This window comes from Salibacterium halotolerans, assembly GCF_900115625.1.
Classification (GTDB): Bacteria; Bacillota; Bacilli; order Bacillales; family Marinococcaceae; genus Salibacterium; species Salibacterium halotolerans.
Genome location: NZ_FOXD01000004.1, coordinates 1 through 20,584, shown reverse-complemented (window position 1 = coordinate 20,584; position 20,584 = coordinate 1). Strand labels below are relative to the sequence as shown.

Here is a 20,584-nt window from a genome sequence, read left to right as displayed (position 1 = left end):
ATACGTGTTCTTATCTTTAGTTTGTTTACTGAAACATTTATCAAAAAACTAGCTTGTAAAGGACTATAGTATTTCTAATTTTCTAGTACTTTTTCAATCACTAAATTATTTACATATTTTATTTAAAAGTATAGTCCGTTTATAATATAAAAGTAATTATACCCTAAAAACCCCCTTTTGGCTATCATATCCAAAAGGGGGTTTGCTCTGCATATTATATTTGTGTTTACATGGCATCAAAATTATTTAAGTTAGCAAAAAGTTAGCATTTAAACTTAAATTATTCGATGATCATTGTCATGACAGGGTTTCAAGGCAGTGATTACATCATGCCGCCCATTCCACCCATTCCACCCATGTCAGGCATGCCGCCGCCGGCTCCGCCGCCTTCGTCTTCGCCTGGTTTATCAGCAATGACAGCCTCGGTAGTGAGGAACATCGCGGATACGGAAGACGCGTTCTGCAGTGCGGAACGAACCACTTTCGTCGGATCGACAACGCCGGCGTCAATCATGTTGACCCATTCGCCGGTGAGGGCGTTGAAGCCGTTGCCGATAGCTTCGCTCTTCATACGCTCAACCACAACGGAACCTTCGAGGCCTGCGTTGTGTGCGATTTGACGGAGCGGTTCTTCGAGTGCGCGCAGCACGATGCTGACGCCTGTTGCTTCGTCGCCTTCTCTTTCGTCTTCCAGCTTCTTCACCGCTTCATGGACGTTCATGAGAGCGGTACCGCCGCCGGAGACGATACCTTCTTCCACCGCTGCGCGTGTGGAGTTGAGGGCGTCTTCGATGCGGAGCTTGCGTTCTTTCATTTCGGTTTCGGACGCTGCGCCGACTTTCACGACAGCGACACCGCCGGCAAGCTTAGCAAGACGCTCCTGCAGCTTTTCACGGTCGAAGTCGGACGTTGTTTCTTCGATCTGTGCTTTCAGCTGGTTCACACGGTTTGTGATGTCAGCCGGGTTGCCTTCACCTTCCACGATGGTGGTGTCGTCTTTGTTGATGACGATTTTGCCGGCTTTACCAAGCTGATCGATCGTAGCGTTCTTCAGATCAAGGCCGATGTCTTCGGTGATCACCTGGCCGCCTGTAAGAAGCGCGATGTCTTCAAGCATGGCTTTGCGGCGGTCGCCGAATCCTGGTGCCTTCACGGCTACCGCGTTAAAGGTGCCGCGCAGTTTGTTAACAACAAGGGTGGCGAGGGCTTCGCCTTCCACGTCTTCTGCTATGATCAGAATCGGTTTGTTCTGCTGCACGACCTGCTCAAGCAGCGGAAGGACTTCCTGAATGTTGGTGATCTTCTTGTCTGTGATAAGTACATACGGATTATCCAGTTCCGCGGTCATCTTGTCGGAATCGGTCACCATATAAGGGGACGCATAGCCGCGGTCGAACTGCATGCCTTCCACAACCTCAAGTTCTGTTTCAAGGCCGCGGGACTCTTCCACTGTGATGACACCGTCGTTGCCGACGCGTCCCATTGCTTCAGAAATAATCTGGCCTACTTCTTCACTGGAAGCGGAAACCGAAGCCACCTGGGAAATCGCTTCGCTTCCTTCGATCGGCTTGGATACTTTGCGCAGCTCTTCAATCGCTGTTTTGGTTGCTTCTTCAATACCATAACGGATGCCCATCGGGTTTGCTCCGGACGTTACGTTTTTCAGGCCTTCTTTAATCATCGCCTGTGCGAGAACGGTTGCCGTTGTTGTACCGTCGCCGGCGAGGTCGTTTGTCTTGCTGGCTACTTCGCTTACGAGCTGGGCACCCATGTTTTCAAAGTTGTCCTCAAGCTCGATTTCTTTAGCAATCGTAACTCCGTCGTTTGTGATAAGCGGAGATCCATATTTCTTTTCAAGAACAACGTTGCGTCCTTTTGGTCCAAGCGTTACTTTTACAGCATTCGCCAATTCGTTTACGCCGTCGAGCATAGTCTGGCGCGCGTCTTCACGGAATTTAATATCTTTTGCCATCGTTTCGACCTCCTGTAAATGAGAGTTTGAAGGGGTTGTCCCCTATTTATTAACCGATAACAGCAAGAACATCGCTTTCGCGGAGAATGAGGTAGTCGTTTCCTTCATATGTTACTTCTGTGCCGGCGAATTTGGAGAAAATCACCATGTTTCCTTCGCTGACTTCCGGGGCGATGCGTTCGCCGTTATCCGCGGCACGGCCGTTTCCGACAGCGACTACTTTTCCTTCCTGTGGTTTTTCCTGGGCGGAATCCGGAAGGACAATCCCGCTTTTCGTTTTTTCTTCCTGTTCGATTTGTTCAATCACAATGCGGTCACCAAGAGGCTTTAACAAGGTAAACACCCTCCTTTAGTATTAGCGCGGCATCCCGTCCTGCACAAGGCGGGAGACCGACATGTTTCGAGCTTGTTAGCACTCATTGTCCTCGAGTGCTAACACCAATTCTTATGATAAGCAATCCGCTTCCATTTTGCAAGGGGAAAGCCAGAAATTTTTTCATCTTTTCATCAGTCCGGCGCACCGGCTGGATATCACATGGTGCTTCCTCTTAAAATCTACCCGTTTTTGTACGGAGCTGAAACACTTCTTTTCATCATTTCATCACAAGTGTTTTCGGCCCTTCTTCCGGTGCACTATGATACAATACGTACGAGTGAATGATATTATTCAAACGACAAAGAGGAGTGGAACAAGTTTGACGATACGTTATTGGTGGATTCTCATCGTTTACATACTGATGCAGCTGTCCGGTTTTATCGGTGTTCCGGTTCTGTACAGTCTCGACTTTTCTGAAAACCAAAGTTTAGTATTATGGAATATGATAAGTTTCACGCTGGCGCTTCTGGTATTTCTGCTGATTATCTTTCCGCAGCGGGAGGGCGACCGCCATCCGAAACTTCATAAGACATCCGGCGGTCATGCGGCTTTGTGGTCTGTGCTCGGGATATTCCTCGTGTTTGCCGCGCAGTATGTGGCAATTTTGATTGAGACCTTGATAGGTATTGAACCCGGTTCCGAGAATACAGAGAGCATTTTGTCAATGATTGAAATGTCACCTGTTTTCGCTTTGGTTGTCGCTGTCATCGGACCGATTCTGGAAGAGATTGTGTTTCGGAAAGTACTGTTTGGCTCCTTTTACAGACGCTTTAACTTTTTTCTCTCCGCACTTCTGAGTGCCCTCATCTTTTCCCTGGTGCACTTTGATATCATGCACGTGCTGATTTATACCGCCGTTGGATTCGCTTTTTCCTATCTGTATGTGAAAACGGGCAGAATTCTCGTGCCGATTCTCGCGCATGTGGCGATGAACAGTTACGCTATTATCGTGCAGGTGGTGTTTGCAGATCAAATCCGCGAACTGCAGCAGCAAATGGAACAGATGAACATGATTCTGGGAGGATTCTTTTTATGAGACGCAACACAACCATGATGGGGCTTGTCTATTTCGGGCTTGCCGCTGTTTTCATCTACTTTGCGATCCTTAATGTAAACAACCAGTCATGGAATTTCTGGACGTTTCTGTTCGCAGGCTTCGCGGCCCTGGACATTCTGATCGGCCTCCGCTTTTTGCGCGCCGGTAAACAAAGCGGCTCCGGAAGCTGAATCACAGACATCACACCAGACCTCATTAAAACAGGAGCGCTGCATCATGCGGCGCTCCTGTTTTATTTATGTCTCTTTATCGTCCTGACCGGCTTGTTCCTGCTCGGCCTTCAGGGCTTTTTTATACGAAAACCGCGAAATAATGACACTTCCTTCATACAGCAGGAAGAGCGGAAGTGTGACCATCAAGTGAGATACGATATCCGGCGGGGTAATAAAGCCGGCTGTCACGAGTAATACAAAGTAAGCGTATTTCCTGATATGACGAAGCCACGCCGGTGTGATCAGGCCGAGCCTCGTGAGAAACATCACAACGACAGGCAGCTGAAACAAAAACCCAAACGGTATCGTCAGCTGAAACAGAAAGCCGAAATATTCATTGGCCCCGTACTGCTCGGTTAAATGAAGCCGTTCGGACAAGCTGCTTAAAAACTGAATCACATTTGGGAAAAGGACGAAATACGCAAAAGCAAGCCCGCCGAGAAACAGCACTGTCGCTATCGGTATGTAGGAGAGTGTAACCTTTTTCTCCTTTTCCATCAGACCCGGCGACACAAACGCCCACAACTGATACAAGAGGACGGGAAACACGAGAATCAATCCGATGAAAAACGCAAAATTCATGTAAAGCTTGATCGGATCGGTCAGTTTAAACACGTTCATCGGAAAGCTCTCGGCTTCCGGGATATTCTGCAGATACGTAATCACCGCGGGCGCGGCAATCAGTCCGATGATGAACGCCGCCAGTAAATAGACCGCGGAGATGATGATGCGCTTCCGCAGTTCTCCAATATGATCATATAACGTCATTTCATTCTGTGCCATGCCTGTCCCGTCCTACTCTTTACTTATCGGAATCGTCATTTGACTGCTGCCGGTTTTTCTTTTTTTCGTCTTCTTCCACGTCATCAGCAAGTCCCTTTGTCGCGCTCTTGAATTCGCGCAGCGTATTTCCCGCGGCTTTTCCGAGTTCCGGCAGTTTTTTCGGTCCGAAAATCAGAAGCGCGGCAAGAACAATCAACCCAATACTCATAGGACCCAGATTCATTTTCCAAACACCCCCTGCATGTGCTATAAAGGATAATTTTTGAGAAAGTACACTAATGTCTGAAGCTCCACCGACAAATCAATATGATGAACCCGCACCGTTTCCGGCACCGTCAGACGGGCCGGGGTGAAATTCAGGATACCTGTAATTCCAGCGTCCACCAGTTGTTCTGCTGTTTCCTGGGCGGCCGGCGCCGGAACGGTCAGAATCGCAATCGAGGCGTCCCGCTTCTTTTTCACCTCCGGGAGGTCCTTCATGTCGTATATTTCAACCCCGCTGATGTCCTGTCCGATTAAGGCTTCGTTCACATCAAAGGCGCTTACGATCTGTGTGTTGTCACTTTTTGAGAAATTGTATTTCAAAAGCGCTGTGCCAAGGTTCCCGACACCGACGAGAAACACTTTTGTCACTTCATCCTGATCCAGCGTTTTGCGGAAAAAAGAAAGCAGGTATTGTACATTATACCCATATCCTTTTTTTCCGAGTGCCCCGAAATAGGAAAAATCTCTGCGGATTGTCGCGGAGTCCACCTTCACCGCGTCGCTGAGCTCTGTCGAGGAAACCCGCTGTTTTCCGGATGTATGAAGATTCTCAAGAAACCTGTAATAAAGAGGCAGCCGTTTGGCGGTTGCCTGTGGTATCTTCTGCTGGTCTATGTTCATGGCAGCCTCCAACTATTCCTTCCATGTTTTCCTTTCAGTATAACATGATAAAGGGTGCTGTCGTAACGAAAACCCCCACCCATGAAACAGCGTCCGGAGCAGTCTGCGCTTGTCTTTCATTGTACACGAAATGACGGAAATTTGTAATAGTTGAAAGCATTTTCTCCTCTTCTCCTGTTCTATGCCTTATTCTCTGTTTCGCGTTCGCGCTTCAAATACGATACACTGACACAGGAAGAGTTTTTTAATAAAAGGATGAACGATAATGATTGTTCTGCAATGTGCGAATATAACGAAGGCTTATGGTATCGAGACGATTCTTGACGGCATCAAGCTCGAACTTAAAAAGAATGAACGGGCAGCGCTTGTCGGCCGGAACGGCTCCGGCAAGTCGACACTTTTGAAAATTATCGCCGGTGAGCTCTCGAGCGACGAAGGCGAAGTGATCACACCGAAAGGAACACGCATCGGGTACCTCGACCAGCATACCGGGCTGGATTCGGACCGCACGATCTGGGATGAGATGCTCTCTGTTTTCGACGAACTGCGGGCGGTGGAAGAACAGCTGCGCCGTCTCGAAAATGCGATGGCCGACCCGGACGTTTACAATGACGAACAGAAATACGAGAAAACCTTGAAAGAATACGACAATCTTCAGTATGACTTCCAGGAGCGCGGCGGCTACCAGTATGAAGCAGATATCCGTGGAATCCTGGCGGGGCTGAAGTTCGATTCCTTTGACTACAGCACACCAATCACGACATTAAGCGGAGGCCAAAAAACGAGATTGGCGCTTGGGAAACTGCTTCTCTCCAAACCCGAAGTGCTCATTCTCGACGAACCGACGAACCATCTGGATATTGATACACTCCGCTGGCTGGAGAACTTTTTGTCCAACTACAAAGGATCCGTCCTGATTGTGTCCCACGACCGCTACTTTCTCGACAACATCGTCTCCAAGGTTTATGAAATTTCGCGGTCGGAAGCCTCTCTCTTTTACGGCAATTATACCCGCTATCTGGAGAAAAAGGCGGAGCGGTACGAACAGGAAATGAGAGAATTTGAGAAGCAGCAGAAAGAAATTGCCGAGCTCGAAGACTTTGTCGCCCGCAATATCGCCCGGGACTCCACCTCTAAACGCGCACAGAGCCGCCGCAGGAAGCTCGAGAAGATGGAGATCAAGGAGAAACCGCAGGGAGACGAGAAGTCAGCCAGGTTCTCGTTTGATATCGAGCGGGAAAGCGGCAATGAAGTGCTGAACATTTATGACTTGAATGTATTTTATGAAGAAACCAATCCTGTTATCCAGGACTTAAACCTGTCAGTTAAAAAGCAGGAAAGCATTGCGTTGATCGGGCCGAACGGTATCGGCAAAACGACACTGCTCAAAGCGATTGCCGGGCGTATGGCGCCGGCTTCAGGCACGGCTCAGTACGGCAGCAAAGTGTCTGTCGGCTATTACGATCAGGAACAGGCCGATCTTGATACCGGCAAGGATGTGCTTCATGAACTGTGGGACGAGTATCCGCTCAAGACAGAACGCGAAATCCGCACGGTTCTTGGAAATTTTCTTTTCACCGGGGAAGATGTGCTGAAGCCCGTTTCCAGTTTGAGCGGTGGGGAAAAGTCACGGCTTGCACTGAGCAAATTGATGATGAAAAAGGCCAATTTATTGATTTTTGACGAGCCGACCAACCACCTTGATCTCGACAGCAAGGAAGTACTGGAATCCGCACTGCTTGAATACCCGGGAACCCTCTTGTTTGTTTCCCACGATCGTTACTTTCTCAACCGGATGGCTACAAAGATTGTCGAACTGGACCATTCCGGACTTCAGGAATATCCCGGCGATTACGATTACTACCTTATGAAAAAAGACGAAGAGCGCCAGCGTGCTGAACTCCGCGCCCAGGAACAGCCGGCCGCGGCATCCGGGGACCGGGCCGGCGCTCCAGGAGAAGACAAAAAGGCGTTTCTCGAGGACAAAGAGGCAAAGAAACAGGCGCGCAGACGACAGCGTGACATTGAAGAAACAGAGCAGCAGATTGAAGCGCTCGAAACAACCATCGAGCAGCTTGAAGAAGAGATGCTCTCTCCTGAGGTGTATGAAAATCACGAAAAAGCCGCCGGGATGCAGCAGCAAGTGAATGAAGCCAAAGAACAGCTCGAAACGTTAATGGAAAAATGGGAAGAACTGCAGCTCGACAACGAATAAACGAGCAGGAGACTGGGACAAAACTCTAGAGTGGATAAAAAATTCCGAACGATTCTTGAGGCAATCGTTCGGAATTTTTGTTTTGCATCACACACCGCTTCGTCAAAACACTTCGCTTTCACTCCAGAGTACAAGGGCAACATCGGCTCGCGTCCGCGGTTTTACCGGTTCAGCTGCTTGTCGAAACCGACGGACCCTTGCCGTTCCAGGGTCCGTTTACCGGAATCGAAATCACACCTGAGCAGCTCCAGCCGTACGGATGCAGAAAAATGCAGGGCGGATGTACGGTGGTTTGTAGAAAATGGAGGCGTTTGTTTCGTTCAGGTTGGATGGAAAGCGGGTCGACGGACGTTCATTGGGAACAGGTCATAAGGCACTTTAGGGGGTTGAGCGTCGCCTTAAACGTCGTTAGGCATGACGCATGAGACACTTTAGAGTATCCGGTGCGCCCATAAACGTCATTATGAATGATTCATAAAGCACTTTAGAGGGTTTCGTGCACCCGTAAACGTCATCATGAACGAATAGAGGTTGCGTTCACCCGGGAAACGAACGAGCCGACGCAACAAAGAGCCCGCGTCGCTGCATGAAGCTTCCTGCGGAGTACCCGTGACTCGTACTGTTCCCGCTGGAGCCTGCGTGTTTTGACTATGCTTTATGCGTGCTTCTTAATCTGGATTTTTGAATGTTCGGCTTTTCATCAAAACTATTCTCTTTTGTCCCAGTCCTTTTTTATCTACCAGCAACGTGGTATTGCGCATGCCAAATGTAGCGGACACAGAGCAGATAGAACATCGAGGTGGAGGCGGCGACGGCACCGGAGTCATTTAGAAGCAGGAGAAAGATCGAACCGGCGGCTCCTGCTTTTAACACGAGCTGCTGTGACGGCCTCATCGCCTTTGTTTCGATCAGCATATAAAAAGCGGCAATCGCGTAGCTCGCAATCAACAGCTTCGTCCAGCTGGAGTGAAATATAATCTTGATGTTCATCTCCCATTTCCGCTGAAGCAGCGCACCGAGTTCATCCCATTCTCCCTGCAGCAGCTGCTGGAATGCTGCTCCAATGTGGGAGTGTCCGCCTGTAAACTGAAGTCCCCAGAGCAGCACACCTAAAAGAAGCACGAGAGCAACTGCAACCGTCCATACATATTTCCAGCCGGCGGCGCGAAACTCTTTCATCCAAAGAGTACCGAACATCAGCCCGGACGCCAATGTTACGCCGGCGTTTTTTCCAAGAGATGCACTTCCGGTGATGATCAGAAACAAGAGAATCAGCGGAAGTACCGCTTTTTTTCCGTACCGGAGCACCGGTTCCAGACAGATGACTGCTGCTGCAGCGAAGAAACCGCCAAGCTCGTTGCCGATGCCGCTGTACCTGGCGCCGATCAAAGGGTCGTAGCCGAGATAAGACTGCTGGATGGCTTGAGCACTGTTCAGAAGATCTATGCTGATGATTATAATCAACAGCGTAGAGAGGACGAGCGGTGCCTTCTCACGGGCCAGGACAGAGGTGATCGTCCCTATCAAGAGAGCCGCGGCGGCAATGCTTCCTGTATAGAGAAAAACGTTATCCACAGGCCGGCCGAAAAGTGCCGGAATCAGCAGGAAGGCAGTCGGTGAAGCCATCCCGGCCGCGACAGCGGCATGCATAACCGGGCGCGGAGCTCTGAAGAAAAACGCCGCAGCCAGCAGTACAATCAGTACCGAAATGTAGGGCCCAAGCACCGTGGTGCGCGTATCGTGAATCGTCTGCATCCCGCGGAGCACTTTTTTCATGTCCGCAAGCTCTGCTGTCTCTCCCGGAATAAGGGGTGCGGCGGTGTGCTTGGTAAAGACGGCGGCAAGCGTGGAAGCTGCGTCCACACTGCTTCCAAGATACGGCTGGCCGGTGGTTGTCGACACGAGCCGCTGCGTAGAGGTTCCGCTCTCCTTCGTCCACATCGCAAACGGAATCATCTTATCTGTGGATGGATCCACTCCCATGAGAAATAGCGGACTATTTCCTTTTTTCAGTCCGCGCAAAGCCTCCATGAGCGACTCAAGCGCGCGGCTTCCGGAAACATCCTGCTCTGCTCTTTGTGTTCGGTAAAGGTCTCCCCATTCCACGACGGTCAGGCTTGAGGAAGTATGCTGCTGAACGTTATCCACCCACTCCAGTGTTTTCTGTGGATTCATCATCCAGCCCCCGGGAGCAGATTCGTTTTTATCCACAACCACTTCCCGGCTGCCGCATATTCTGCCCTGAAAATCAGCCGCTAAGAAAGGCGCATACCCGCGCTTCTGGCCCCTTCTGTCACTGTGTCCGGCAAAACGGACGGCACCCCCGTGTTCACGTATCATCTCCGAAAGTGTCCCCGGAGCGGCGCCATAACCGCCCTGTTCATTCTCCTTCCGCACTTTCTTGAATCCGGGAAGATGATAACAAAGATGGTTTCCAGTCTTTTTTTCAGTTATCCGGTCCTGCAGTATAACTTCGTCCGCCCGCGCACGCGCACCGGCACTTAACGTAAGCAGTTCATCCACAGGAGATAATGGCCCGGCTGTGACACGATTCAATGCTCCGGCTGCCACTCCTTCTGCGAGCCGCTTGTCCTCCAGCAGCAAAAAGTAATCTTCCATTTCCAATCCCGGCACGAGTACAAGCACCGCATGCTCTTCTTTTGCCTGCACCCCGTGTGGCAGCATGATCAAAAAAGAGAGTATCATAGCGAAAATGAAGATCCACCACGTTTGACTTTCCGTATTATCCGCCACTCGCGCAATATCTCCTTCCACCCGGATTCATCCACACTATCAACAAACTTATTAACATACAAACATCTATGTGATTGGGTTTTCCGCACTTATTCACAAAAAATACGATGTTATACACAGTTTCACTGTTCACACTGCTCATTACTGATTTATTAGTTTTCCACCTGTTTATCCCCATTATCCACAAGATGACTTTTACACAGTCTCCACATTCTTTACGTTTTGTAGACAAAAAAAGCTTGACCTTAATATAAGGCCAAGCCTGGTACGCCGTTTAAATCCCAACAGGCGGTGATTCCTTTTTTCCATTGGATATGAGCGGCGGCCCCGATCATCGCCGCATTGTCGGTGCAATACCGGAAAGGGGGGATTGTCAATGCCGGACCGGCTTCTTTGAAAGCGTCTTCCATTGCCGCGCGCAGCCCTTGGTTGGCTGCCACCCCCCCGGCAAGTACGACCTGCTTTACTTCGTATTCCTCCGCCGCGCGTCTTGTCTTTTCCACAAGCACTTCGATTACGCTCGCCTGGAAGCTTGCGGCGACATCGGCTGTGGATAACGTTTCCCCGCGCTGCTCTGCATTGTGGACAGTGTTTAGAACCGCTGACTTCAAGCCGCTGAAGCTGAAATCAAATGATCCTTCTTCGAGCCATGCAATGGGGAGCGGGATGTCAGCTCTTCCGGTAGAGGCGAGTTGATCCACATGAGGACCTCCCGGATAAGGAAGTCCGAGCGTTCTCGCTACTTTGTCATAGGCTTCCCCCGCTGCATCATCCCGGGTCCGGCCGATAACTTCATAGTCCCCTTCTTCTCGTAACAGGACAAGGTCGGTATGTCCGCCCGACACAACGAGCGCAAGCGCCGGATACTGCCACTTGCGTTCAAGCCGTGCCGCTTGAATGTGGCCGGCGATATGGTGCACAGGAAGAAGCGGAAGCCCGTGCGCAAAAGCGGCGGCTTTGGCGGCATTTACGCCGACCAGAAGCGCTCCGACAAGGCCCGGTCCTTCGGTTACGGCAATGCCGTCCAGGTCCGAAAAGGTGAGTCCCGCCTCGTTCAGTGCTTCTTCCATAATCATGGTTATTGTTTCGGTGTGGTGGCGCGATGCAATTTCCGGCACAACGCCGCCGAACCGCTTATGGCTGTCAATCTGTGACGCCACAACATTCGACAAAACGTTACTGCCGCCCTGCACCACGGCGGCCGCCGTCTCATCGCAGCTCGTTTCGATGGCGAGCAGCCGCTCTGAATCAGTTGAATTTGTAGTCATCGATATTCACCCACATTACCAACGCATCTTCTTTATTGTCGGTATAATAATTTTTCCGGATACCGCCCGGCTGGAATCCGAGTTTTTTGTAGAGGGACTGGGCGATGACATTGCTTACCCGGACTTCGAGCGTCATCGTAAGGGCCCCGTAGGCATGCGCCATATCGAGCACATTTTTCATGAGGAGTTCTCCGAGCCGGTATCCGCGGTACGCCGAATGAACCGCCACATTCGTGATATGGGCTTCGTCAATAATGATCCATACCCCGCAGTAACCGATAATACGGCCGTCCCATTCCACGACCAGATAATGAGCGAACTGATTGTTCATCAATTCATTGAAAAAAGCGTATTTCGTCCACGGCATTTGAAAAGCGTCATGCTCGACCTCAAGAATTCCTTCCAGGTCACGTTCCTCCATGAAACGAATAATGGGACTGTTACTCATACGTCCGCCCTTCTTCCGCGGCGTACCACTTCTTTTCCGCTTCCGCCATCTGGGCGTATTCAGGAACGAGCGAATGAGGCGGCTGCGGCTCCATCTGCGCCGTAAGGCTGATCAGATCAGACGGACGGGGACGGTTTTCGGCGTCCCCTCCGAACACGGCACGTTCTCCAAGTGTGTCCCTGATCGCCGACTCGTGCTGTTTTGAGTCTCTGCTTAAAAAGAGGACCGGTTTCTCTGTTTCGTTCAGCTTTTCCAGCCAGTCGTCAAGAGAGGTTACCCGGTCTGAACGTTCAGTAGTCAAAATGCCGTTTCGAAAGCGGTACAGCCCGGTGTACACTCTTCCCCGCCGCGCATCCGCAAACGGACATATCAAGCCGGGAAACCAGGTACCGCCCGCTGCCAGCTGCATCAGGCTCGATATGCCGTACACCGGAATACCGAGCGACCACGCCATTGTTTTGGCGGTTGTCACGCCAATCCGGACACCGGTGTATGAACCCGGTCCCTTTGCTGCCGCTACCGCATCCAGTTCTTCCGGTGCCATATCCACTTCCTTCATCATCTGATGAACAGCAGGCATTAAACGCAGCGAGTGGTTCTTTTTGAAGTTTGTTATATATTCCGCCAAGATTCCGTTTTCTGAGGAAACCGCCGTTCCCATGACATGACTTGACGTATCAATCGCCAGTATTTTCATGATTCTCAAGCTCCTTGCATCGTCGCGTAAAGCTTTCACCGACAGGAAGCAGCCGGATAATACGCTCTTCTTCCCCGCGCCGCTCCATTGTAATCTGCAGCCGGTTGTCAGGAAGCAGATCCCTGATTTTTTCCGCCCACTCCACCACACAGACCCCGCTGCTTTCCAGGTACTCTTCCAGACCGATTTCATCTGCTTCTTCCCCGTCCAGCCGGTACAGATCCATATGATAGAGAGGGAACAGACCGCTGTATTCTTTTATGATGGTGAAGGTGGGACTGTTTACGATTTCTTTGACGCTGAGCGCGTCAGCAAGACCTTTGGTTAAATGGGTTTTTCCTGCGCCGAGGTCTCCGTCCAGTGTGATCACATCCCCGCTCTGCACGACAACACCGAGCCTCCCGCCGAACTGCATCGTCTCAGACGGGGAATGACTTGTGAAAGAAAAAGACATTCAGGTTCGCCTGCCTTTATGATTGAAAATGATTGTATCCTTTTTTGGGAAGGGTTTGTTCTTCTGTTCCATCCAGCAGGGTGACAAGCGGCGGACCTTCCTGCACCCGGCCGATGGCATAAAGGGGAAACCCTTCCTCCTTCATGTTCTGCTGAAGCAGGGACCAGTTTTTCTCCCGGGCAGTTCCAATCAGTTCGAAGTCTTCCCCTCCGTAAAAAATCCAGTCCCAGTACGAGTCCCCGCCGGCTGCTTCTTTCAGTTCCGTGGCAGCTGGTATGTCCTGCTGTCGTAACTGCAGCTTCACCCCGGACGCTTCCGCTATTTCATTTGCCTCACTTGCAAGTCCGTCGCTGATATCGTTTAAGGAAGCAGTCGGGGCGGTTCCGGCAATGATCCGGCCTTCTTCGACTCTCGGACGCGGGCGCTGATGATAGGCGGTCAGCGTCTGAAACGGCTCCGGGCAGTTCTGTCCGCGGCCGTGCTGCAGCAGCCAGTCCAGGCCGGCCGCTGATCTGCCGGTGGGGTTTGTCACAAAGACGATATCTCCTGGGAGCGCGTTCCGCCGGAGGAGATGACGCCCTTTCTCCACCCTGCCGTGGACGGTGACAGAGATAACGAGACCGGACTGCGAGGACACGGTATCGCCGCCGATCATGTCCATGTCGTATTCCGCTGCAAGCGCCCCCATACCGTTGTAAAGCTCCTGAAGTTCTTCATCCGTCCAGGAGGGAGGTACGGCGATCGAGACGATATAATAAACAGGAATACCGGCCATCGCTGCAATATCACTGATATTCACGGCCAGTGCTTTATGTCCGGTATCATACGGGCTCATCGTCTGTTTTTTAAAATGGACCTCTTCCACCATCGTGTCGACACATAATATCTCATCAAAACCATCTTCGGCCGCATACACCGCTGCATCATCGCCGATCCCCTCTATCACACCGGAATGGTTGTAACGCTCAGGCGTATGCTGACGGATCCATTCAAATTCATCTTTCGGCATCGGTGACATCCTTTTTGTGCGCATCATTTCTTCCAGTGTAACGCATTCCGAAAGAAAACGCACCGCCTTTGATTGCTGTTGAAAATAAAAAAAAAGCCTTCTAAGGGCTTTTGCATGTTTTGTATAATTGGTTGCGGGGGTAGGATTCGAACCTACGACCTCCGGGTTATGAGCCCGACGAGCTACCGAACTGCTCCACCCCGCGATGTGTTACTATGTGCTCTGTTAACGCCACTTTTATAATATACCATATGCTCTCCAGGATGACAAGTACCTTTTTAAAAATTTTTCTTGTCCAGTTGTTACAGAGATGTTACATTAATTATAAGAAAATTTCGACACAAATCGGGAAGGAGGTGGCATCATGAAAACCTGGAAATACTTGCGTGCGGCACTGCTGGCTAATGTACTCGTGCTCATGACGTTTGTCTTTCTGCCGATTATGCTTCTGACCGACAACATCAGTATTTACCAGGAGTTTATTCAATATCTGAACAAAAAGTAACAGGCTTCCTATAGAAAAAGCCCCTCCCTGCATGTGTGTCCATGTGGGAGGGATGCTTTTGATCCGTTAACGTGCTGCCTGCTCCAGTGCAGCGGCAAACGCAGCGGTAATATCGTCTTTGTCTTCAATGCCGACAGAAATCCGGACCGTCCCGGCGGTAATACCGAGCTTTTGGCGGATGTCATCCGGAATCGCCCGGTGGGATGTATTCAACGGATAGGATACTGTCGTTTCCACACCGGCCAGCGTAGGCACGATTTTGATCCAGTCGAGGGATTGAAAGAAAGTATTTACGTCATACGCACTCCCGAGATCCACACTCACCATGGCGCCGTTCCCCTTATCAGAAAGGTCCTGCGGATAATAGACAGCTGCCGCCCAAGTATTCTCCTGAAACCAGCGGGCGAGCTCCGAGGCGTTCTGCCCCTGCCTTTCCATCCGGACACTGAGCGTTTTCAGACCACGGCACGCGAGCCACGCTTCAAACGGGCTTAAGTTGGCGCCGATATTGATCACCCGTTTTTTCGCCTTGGCTATCTTGTCCTCCGTTCCAACGAGTACACCGGCCGACACATCGCTATGGCCTCCTATGTATTTGGTCGCGCTGTGGATGATAAGATCGGCTCCCTCTGCATAAGGCTGCAGAAAGTACGGCGACGGGAACGTGTTATCAATCAATAAGGTCAAGTTGTGCTTCTCTGCGATCCGGTTTAATTCTCCAATGTTCTCGCGGCGCAGCAGCGGGTTGGTGACGGATTCGGCATACAGCAGCCGGGTATCTTCTTTTACCGCCGCTTCCACCGCTTCTTTATCGGTGAAGTCCACGACAGATACCTGAAAACCCCATTCCTGCAGTTCCTGCTGAAACAGCTGGTATGTTCCGCCGTACAGATCGAGCGGAACAATCATATGTTCACCCGGCGAAACCGCGGCAAGAATCCCGGCCAGAATCGCAGACATTCCCGATGACGTCGCCACCCCTGCAGGAGCTCCTTCCAGCTGGGCTGTACCGTATCCTAAATCATCCGTATTCGGGTTGGAGTAGCGGGTGTAGAGATGGTCTTTGCGCCCGGAGAAGTAGGACTCCATATCCTCAAGATCCTGAAACGCAAACGACGATGTCTGATAGATCGGCTTAGTTTTGCTTTTATTTTTTTCTCCATCTCCTTTTTGAAAATGGACCGCTTTGGTATTAAACTTTTTCTCCATAATTCCTTCACTCCTGTCCATGTTCTGATCAATTCATTCCTGCTGCCGCCGTGTTTCTGGAAGCAAGAGCAAGGGAGGCGAGCTGCTTTTGCTGCTCTCTCCATAAAGTATGCGCATGCGCAAGGGTTACCTTTTCAAATCTGATTTTCTGTCCGGGCAGCAGCTGGGCAGCTTTCGGCAGATCCGCCTGTATGACCGACGCCGGGCGTGTATAGCCGCCGGTCGTCTGACGGTCCGCCATCAAGATGACCGGCCTCCCGTCCGAAGCGGCCTGGATCGTGCCGGTGTCAACTGCGTCAGATAGAATATCAGCGGATTCCCGGTGTATAAGAGTGGCTTCTTCCACCCGGCATCCCATCCGGTCGGACTCGTTGGAGACGGTGAAACGGGAGTGGTAAAATGCGTGCAGGGACTCTTCTGTAAAGGCGGATGCCTCCGGTCCTTCCAGTACGCGGAGCACCTTTTCTCCACCGTATTCGGGAATGAGCGCTGAAGCCGGCCGGCTGCTCCGCTTTTGCACCGGGCCGCGGCGGCGGGCGGACAGCCGGTCCCCTTTTTCAAGCGGCCTGCCGTTCATGCCGCCGATTCCTGCTTTAACATAGGTGGAGCGGCTGCCGAGAATATTATCTCCATCCCATCCGCCCTGCACGGCGATATAGGCGCGGGCCCCTTTTTTCGTGCCGGCAAAGGAAAGGACATCCCCTTCGCCGACGCTGAAAGAATGCCAATTGTCCACCGGGCTGCCGTTCAGAGCAGGCTGGAGATCTGCACCTGTCACTGCTGTTACCGCCGGATTTGTGAACTGCAGCACCGGTCCAAGCATTGTCACTTCCAGTACCGCTTCATATCCCTCGTTGCCCACAAGTAAGTTGGCAATTTGAAAAGCATACGGATCCATCACCCCTGCCGGAGGAATTCCTTTCTTCTGCCAGCCCCGGCGTCCCACGTCCTGAATCGTCGTGAACAGCCCTGCTTTTTTTACAATACATACTTGTGTTTCTGCACTCATCGGCTGTTCTCCGGTGCGTGAATCGTGACATCGTGCTGGTGCAGCATGTGGTACAGTCGGTCCAGAAATTGCAGGGCCTCCGGTGTATCGCCGTGCACACAAATCGTGTCTGCTTCCACCGGCAGTTTCGTGCCGTCCACGGCTTCGACCTCACCACTTGAGAGCATGTGCAGAATACGGTCTGCCGCCTGCTCCGGATCGTGCAGTACAGCATCTGTCCGGGAACGCGGGGTGAGCGAACCGTCCGGTTGATACGTCCGGTCGGCAAATACTTCGGATGCGGTGCGGAGGGATTTCTGCCGGCCGGCTTCCACCAGCTTGCTGCCGGCGGGGGCAAACAGCGTCAGGCCGGGGTTCACCCGTTTTACCGCCTCCGCCACGGCTTCCGCCATATCAAAATCGCCGGCCGCCTGATTGTACAGAGCGCCGTGCGGCTTCACGTGTCGGAGAGGCACATCCTCTGCCCGGCAGAATCCCTGCAGGGCTCCGATCTGGTATATCATCAACTGATAAATCTCCTCCGGATCGACCGCCATCGGACGCCGCCCAAATCCACCGAGGTCAGGGAAACCGGGGTGGGCCCCCACAGCTGCGCCGTACTGTTTAGCCAGCGCCGTCGTCCGGGCCATCACGTTATGATCGCCTGCGTGGCAGCCGCAGGCAATGTTGACCGATGTCACATAAGAAAGAACCCGCTCATCGTTACCGAGTGTGTAGACTCCAAAACTTTCGCCTACATCACTGTTCAGATCCACCATTTTCTTCAATACGACGCCTCCTTCTCTTCGATGTCGAGAAATTCCTGAGCGCTCACCGGCGTAAATCGTATGGTCATACCAGCCTCCAGCAGTATTGGATCAGTCTTTGACGGAAAAAACAGTTTTTTCGGGGTCCGGCCGATAATATTCCATCCGCCGGGACTCTCCAGTGGATAGACTCCCGTCTGGGTGCCTGCAATACCCACAGAACCCGCCGGGACGTTTCGGCGCGGTGTACCCAGACGAGGTGCCGCTATTCTTTTATTCATCCCCCCAAGGTACGGAAAACCGGGCATGAAGCCCATCATATGGATAAGGTAATCAGGTTCCGAATGCCGTTCAATCACGTCTCCGGGCTTTAACTGGTTATAGTTTGCCACGTGATGCAGGTCAGGACCAAATGGTTCCTCATAACACACTGGAATCGTCACGGGCACCGGATCAGAATGGTCTGCGCCATCCACTGCTTTCGATGTATCCAATAAGTAGGTTTCAAGAGAAGCAGGCGAAAGGAGAAGCGGATCATAAAAAACGGTGACCGCTGTATACGAAGGCACCCACTCCCGGATTCCCTGCAGCGGCCGTTTCTCCAGTTTTCTGCAGAATGCGATAATATGTTGATGGGTCTCTGCCGAAATCGACGTTCCAAATGTCACCTGCAATGCTGAGTCACTAATCAAGTTCACATGCAGCGGTTCCACACACATCTTCCTTTTCCTGTAGATAAAGTCTTTCCTCCAGTATACCGGTTTCCGCCCGTTTTACATACCCTGAATATGAAAATGAAAATAGATATGCTGATCAATATAAATGGGACTTATATTCATAGGCCGTGATCCCGTACACACTCTTGAAATGCCTGTTTAAATGGGGTAAATCCACAAATCCACCCTCTGCCACAGCAGAATAGATATCGCCCTGATGTTCGATGATCTGCTTAGCGAGTTCTATTTTGCTGTTAAGGTAGTACTGGTACGGTGAAATACCTGTATTTGTCTTAAAAAGCCGGATAAACTGATATTTCGACAAACCGAGCTCCTTTGATATGTCATCCAGATGATACCCGTTTTCCAAATCGGCATGAAGAAGAGCCTTGGCTTTTTGTATCCGCTTTGTATCCTGTTTCGTTTCTGTAAAGAGATCTTCCGCGGTCATCAACTTGTCTGCCAGCGATAAAAACAATTCACTGCTTAACGCATCCTCTTTTTCGGTAAGGATGGCATGCCCCAGATGTAAAATACTTTGTTTCAATTCATTATTGTAGACGACCGGTTCCGGAAAATGTACGATGTCTTTTTTTCCAATTGCTTCTAAAAGCAGCTCAGGCTTGATATAAAGCATAATATAGTCAAGTCCGTTCTCGTCCTGGGCGCTTCCGTCATGTGCCTGTTCCGGGTTAAAAAGCATTACGCCGTCAGGGCGGGACTTCTGCAGACTTCCATCCAGATGAAACCGCTGGATCCCCCGCATCGTGACACCTACAGCATACTCTTCATGGGCGTGTTTTTTATACGAAAAATCATGAATGCTCGCCGATAACGCCGTAATTCCCGCTGCCTTTTTATAAACAAACTTCTCCACGTCCCTCACCCTTTCTTTGTCTCTAAAAATGGTATTCGTCCGGCAGCCCTACATCCATATCATAGCCGCGGAATATACCAAAAATGCCGCCATGATGGTGTTAACAACCTTATTGTACTTTTGAAGAAATGTCTGAAAGATGCTTCCAAACAGCAGCCATGTCACAAATGCGGCAAACCCAATCAATGTGACCGCGATGACCCCTGTTGCTACGGCAGGTACAGACGTATAGTGCGGCAGTATAAAACCCGGCACGACTGTCAACGTAAAAAGAACTAATTTTGGATTCAGAAACTGCATCACGAAACCAGACAAAAATGTTCCGGTTTTATCAGAAGAAGGCTTGGATGCGCGCGTATTATATATCTGCCACGCCAGGTAGAGCATATAGCAGCTTCCAAGTATCTGCATGACAATCAGAATACCCGGCAGAATGGAAACAAGCACACTATTTAAAAAAGCCGAAACAAAAAGCAGTAACCCAAACGCCGTTGTGGCGCCGTAAGTAAATTTTGCAGCCTTTTTCATCCCGGAATTATACACGGTGGACAGTATAACAATATTCGCCGGCCCCGGGGTGAACGTAGAAATAACGCAGTAGATAAAAAAAGAGGTGATATTCATGGAGAAACTCCTTTCCTAGTGTTTCTCCTGTCATCCTATCTTTTTCTTTTTATATTCTATAGTACATTATTGCACCATGCATTCGGTTCGTTGAGAGCTGAGTTGTTTTATAAACTGCTGAAAAGGTCCGGCTTCACGAACCGGGCTGCGATCGTGCTCTGCCGGAAAAGAGTGGTTCCGTGGAAACCACGTCCCTGCTTTTCTATGACAATGTCCACTGACGCGCCGGATGCAGCATGGTCTAAAAACAGCGCCGCCGGTTCTACAGTTGCGTTTATCCCGATAAAAAAGGGACAAACGCAACGTAGAGGGGTTCATAATGACGTTTACGGGTGCAGGAAAGCGGAGAAACGTAACTATGGTTAATTCATAGTTGCGTTTGCACTCCCCATAGCAGATGTAAACGTCGTTATGATTTTTCTAAAATGATCATGGCCATATAGTCTTTGGACATAAACCTCACACGACTTTTTGCGTTTTCTGCAGGAAATCAAACGAGCAGGGAAGTGGAAACTGCAATCGTTCCTTTACCAACTTCTTAAAGGAAAAATACCCGGATTGCAAACTAAGACGGGGAGCCGTCATTTCTAACATAGATCCGTAACGGGCAACAGCGGAACATTGGCATCCAAAAAAAAGAACCGCCGGATAACAATCCGACCGTCCTTTTGGTGCCTGGCGGCGTCCTACTTTCACAAAGGGTTGCCCCTTCATTATCATCGGCGCTGGAGAGCTTAACTTCCGTGTTCGGCATGGGAACGGGTGGGA

General features: G+C 50.7%; 21 protein-coding genes, 1 tRNA gene and 1 rRNA gene. 4 read left to right on the top strand and 19 right to left on the bottom strand.

Annotated features, from left to right (window positions below):
* Positions 1–322: 322 nt before the first annotated feature.
* The gene (gene groL, locus BM124_RS04550) at positions 323–1,972 is read right to left on the bottom strand and encodes a chaperonin GroEL (RefSeq protein ID WP_093335589.1); all 1,650 of its coding nucleotides are present in this window, start codon (positions 1,970–1,972) and stop codon (positions 323–325) included.
* 49 nt (positions 1,973–2,021) lie between these two features.
* Positions 2,022–2,306, bottom strand: coding sequence for a co-chaperone GroES (groES, locus tag BM124_RS04545; protein WP_093335587.1), 285 nt, complete (start codon positions 2,304–2,306; stop codon positions 2,022–2,024).
* 361 nt (positions 2,307–2,667) lie between these two features.
* Between groES and BM124_RS04540 the strand changes: the two genes are divergently transcribed.
* Both BM124_RS04540 and BM124_RS04535 read left to right on the top strand, forming a co-directional pair.
* Complete coding sequence (locus BM124_RS04540; RefSeq protein ID WP_093335586.1) at positions 2,668–3,384, top strand: CPBP family intramembrane glutamic endopeptidase; 717 nt, start codon at positions 2,668–2,670, stop codon at positions 3,382–3,384.
* Entirely contained in the window at positions 3,381–3,575 is a 195-nt protein-coding gene (locus BM124_RS04535; protein WP_093335584.1) for a YdiK family protein, read from the top strand. The genes BM124_RS04540 and BM124_RS04535 overlap by 4 nt, the downstream gene beginning before the upstream one ends.
* A 66-nt stretch (positions 3,576–3,641) precedes the next feature.
* On the opposite strand, the gene tatC is transcribed toward BM124_RS04535, so the two are convergent.
* The 3 genes from tatC to BM124_RS04520 are packed head-to-tail and all read right to left on the bottom strand — an operon-like array spanning position 3,642 to position 5,285.
* Positions 3,642–4,400 carry a twin-arginine translocase subunit TatC gene (gene tatC / locus BM124_RS04530; protein WP_093335582.1) on the bottom strand — a complete coding sequence of 253 codons (759 nt, stop codon included), beginning with the start codon at positions 4,398–4,400 and terminating at the stop codon, positions 3,642–3,644.
* A 19-nt stretch (positions 4,401–4,419) separates the two neighbouring features.
* A complete protein-coding gene (locus tag BM124_RS04525; protein WP_093335581.1) occupies positions 4,420–4,623 on the bottom strand; it encodes a twin-arginine translocase TatA/TatE family subunit in 204 nt (67 codons plus the stop codon).
* 23 nt (positions 4,624–4,646) lie between these two features.
* Entirely contained in the window at positions 4,647–5,285 is a 639-nt protein-coding gene (locus BM124_RS04520) for a redox-sensing transcriptional repressor Rex (RefSeq protein ID WP_093335579.1), read from the bottom strand.
* 265 nt (positions 5,286–5,550) lie between these two features.
* Between BM124_RS04520 and BM124_RS04515 the strand changes: the two genes are divergently transcribed.
* Positions 5,551–7,500 carry an ABC-F family ATP-binding cassette domain-containing protein gene (locus BM124_RS04515; protein ID WP_093335578.1) on the top strand — a complete coding sequence of 650 codons (1,950 nt, stop codon included), beginning with the start codon at positions 5,551–5,553 and terminating at the stop codon, positions 7,498–7,500.
* A 732-nt stretch (positions 7,501–8,232) separates the two neighbouring features.
* Here BM124_RS04515 and BM124_RS04510 read toward each other — a convergent pair.
* The 7 genes from BM124_RS04510 to BM124_RS04480 form a co-directional block, all read right to left on the bottom strand.
* Positions 8,233–10,254, bottom strand: coding sequence for a hypothetical protein (locus BM124_RS04510; protein WP_093335576.1), 2,022 nt, complete (start codon positions 10,252–10,254; stop codon positions 8,233–8,235).
* A 245-nt stretch (positions 10,255–10,499) separates the two neighbouring features.
* Positions 10,500–11,522: a tRNA (adenosine(37)-N6)-threonylcarbamoyltransferase complex transferase subunit TsaD gene (gene tsaD / locus BM124_RS04505; protein ID WP_093335575.1), complete on the bottom strand. Its 1,023-nt coding sequence runs from the start codon at positions 11,520–11,522 to the stop codon at positions 10,500–10,502.
* Positions 11,503–11,970: a ribosomal protein S18-alanine N-acetyltransferase gene (gene rimI, locus BM124_RS04500; RefSeq protein WP_093335573.1), complete on the bottom strand. Its 468-nt coding sequence runs from the start codon at positions 11,968–11,970 to the stop codon at positions 11,503–11,505. The genes tsaD and rimI overlap by 20 nt, the downstream gene beginning before the upstream one ends.
* Complete coding sequence (gene tsaB, locus BM124_RS04495) at positions 11,963–12,667, bottom strand: tRNA (adenosine(37)-N6)-threonylcarbamoyltransferase complex dimerization subunit type 1 TsaB (protein WP_093335571.1); 705 nt, start codon at positions 12,665–12,667, stop codon at positions 11,963–11,965. The genes rimI and tsaB overlap by 8 nt, the downstream gene beginning before the upstream one ends.
* A complete protein-coding gene (tsaE, locus tag BM124_RS04490; RefSeq protein ID WP_093335570.1) occupies positions 12,648–13,121 on the bottom strand; it encodes a tRNA (adenosine(37)-N6)-threonylcarbamoyltransferase complex ATPase subunit type 1 TsaE in 474 nt (157 codons plus the stop codon). The genes tsaB and tsaE overlap by 20 nt, the downstream gene beginning before the upstream one ends.
* Before the next feature lie 16 nt (positions 13,122–13,137).
* Entirely contained in the window at positions 13,138–14,130 is a 993-nt protein-coding gene (thiL, locus tag BM124_RS04485) for a thiamine-phosphate kinase (protein WP_170840963.1), read from the bottom strand.
* 128 nt (positions 14,131–14,258) lie between these two features.
* A tRNA-Met gene (locus BM124_RS04480) sits at positions 14,259–14,335 on the bottom strand.
* Positions 14,336–14,494: 159 nt separating this feature from the next.
* Between BM124_RS04480 and BM124_RS18775 the strand changes: the two genes are divergently transcribed.
* The gene (locus tag BM124_RS18775; protein ID WP_170840962.1) at positions 14,495–14,635 is read left to right on the top strand and encodes a hypothetical protein; all 141 of its coding nucleotides are present in this window, start codon (positions 14,495–14,497) and stop codon (positions 14,633–14,635) included.
* Positions 14,636–14,701: 66 nt separating this feature from the next.
* On the opposite strand, the gene BM124_RS04475 is transcribed toward BM124_RS18775, so the two are convergent.
* From BM124_RS04475 to rrf, 7 genes are all read right to left on the bottom strand, one after another.
* Positions 14,702–15,844: a trans-sulfuration enzyme family protein gene (locus BM124_RS04475; protein WP_093335567.1), complete on the bottom strand. Its 1,143-nt coding sequence runs from the start codon at positions 15,842–15,844 to the stop codon at positions 14,702–14,704.
* Between the two features lie 28 nt (positions 15,845–15,872).
* Positions 15,873–16,853: a 5-oxoprolinase subunit C family protein gene (locus BM124_RS04470; RefSeq protein ID WP_093335565.1), complete on the bottom strand. Its 981-nt coding sequence runs from the start codon at positions 16,851–16,853 to the stop codon at positions 15,873–15,875.
* Positions 16,850–17,611, bottom strand: a complete 762-nt coding sequence (locus BM124_RS04465; RefSeq protein ID WP_093335889.1) for a LamB/YcsF family protein — start codon at positions 17,609–17,611, stop codon at positions 16,850–16,852. Before BM124_RS04465 ends, BM124_RS04470 begins: the two co-directional genes overlap by 4 nt.
* Positions 17,612–17,616: 5 nt before the next feature.
* The gene (gene pxpB, locus BM124_RS04460) at positions 17,617–18,312 is read right to left on the bottom strand and encodes a 5-oxoprolinase subunit PxpB (protein ID WP_244504234.1); all 696 of its coding nucleotides are present in this window, start codon (positions 18,310–18,312) and stop codon (positions 17,617–17,619) included.
* A 100-nt stretch (positions 18,313–18,412) separates the two neighbouring features.
* The gene (locus BM124_RS04455) at positions 18,413–19,192 is read right to left on the bottom strand and encodes an AraC family transcriptional regulator (protein ID WP_093335562.1); all 780 of its coding nucleotides are present in this window, start codon (positions 19,190–19,192) and stop codon (positions 18,413–18,415) included.
* Positions 19,193–19,240: 48 nt separating this feature from the next.
* Complete coding sequence (locus BM124_RS04450; RefSeq protein ID WP_093335561.1) at positions 19,241–19,816, bottom strand: LysE family translocator; 576 nt, start codon at positions 19,814–19,816, stop codon at positions 19,241–19,243.
* Between the two features lie 673 nt (positions 19,817–20,489).
* Positions 20,490–20,584, bottom strand: a 5S ribosomal RNA gene (gene rrf / locus BM124_RS04445); the annotation flags it as partial.

What these genes read in the sequence shown, in the direction of transcription:
- groL (WP_093335589.1), bottom strand. Translation starts at nt 1,972, where the DNA reads ATGGCAAAAGATATTAAATTCCGTGAAGACGCGCGCCAGACTATGCTC.
- rimI (WP_093335573.1), bottom strand. Translation starts at nt 11,970, where the DNA reads ATGAGTAACAGTCCCATTATTCGTTTCATGGAGGAACGTGACCTGGAA.
- tsaD (WP_093335575.1), bottom strand. Translation starts at nt 11,522, where the DNA reads ATGACTACAAATTCAACTGATTCAGAGCGGCTGCTCGCCATCGAAACG.
- BM124_RS04465 (WP_093335889.1), bottom strand. Translation starts at nt 17,611, where the DNA reads ATGGTGGATCTGAACAGTGATGTAGGCGAAAGTTTTGGAGTCTACACA.
- BM124_RS04475 (WP_093335567.1), bottom strand. Translation starts at nt 15,844, where the DNA reads ATGGAGAAAAAGTTTAATACCAAAGCGGTCCATTTTCAAAAAGGAGAT.
- BM124_RS04515 (WP_093335578.1), top strand. Translation starts at nt 5,551, where the DNA reads ATGATTGTTCTGCAATGTGCGAATATAACGAAGGCTTATGGTATCGAG.
- tsaB (WP_093335571.1), bottom strand. Translation starts at nt 12,667, where the DNA reads ATGAAAATACTGGCGATTGATACGTCAAGTCATGTCATGGGAACGGCG.
- BM124_RS04520 (WP_093335579.1), bottom strand. Translation starts at nt 5,285, where the DNA reads ATGAACATAGACCAGCAGAAGATACCACAGGCAACCGCCAAACGGCTG.
- BM124_RS04535 (WP_093335584.1), top strand. Translation starts at nt 3,381, where the DNA reads ATGAGACGCAACACAACCATGATGGGGCTTGTCTATTTCGGGCTTGCC.
- thiL (WP_170840963.1), bottom strand. Translation starts at nt 14,130, where the DNA reads ATGCCGAAAGATGAATTTGAATGGATCCGTCAGCATACGCCTGAGCGT.
- BM124_RS04525 (WP_093335581.1), bottom strand. Translation starts at nt 4,623, where the DNA reads ATGAATCTGGGTCCTATGAGTATTGGGTTGATTGTTCTTGCCGCGCTT.
- tsaE (WP_093335570.1), bottom strand. Translation starts at nt 13,121, where the DNA reads ATGTCTTTTTCTTTCACAAGTCATTCCCCGTCTGAGACGATGCAGTTC.
- BM124_RS04450 (WP_093335561.1), bottom strand. Translation starts at nt 19,816, where the DNA reads ATGAATATCACCTCTTTTTTTATCTACTGCGTTATTTCTACGTTCACC.
- BM124_RS18775 (WP_170840962.1), top strand. Translation starts at nt 14,495, where the DNA reads ATGAAAACCTGGAAATACTTGCGTGCGGCACTGCTGGCTAATGTACTC.
- tatC (WP_093335582.1), bottom strand. Translation starts at nt 4,400, where the DNA reads ATGGCACAGAATGAAATGACGTTATATGATCATATTGGAGAACTGCGG.
- BM124_RS04470 (WP_093335565.1), bottom strand. Translation starts at nt 16,853, where the DNA reads ATGAGTGCAGAAACACAAGTATGTATTGTAAAAAAAGCAGGGCTGTTC.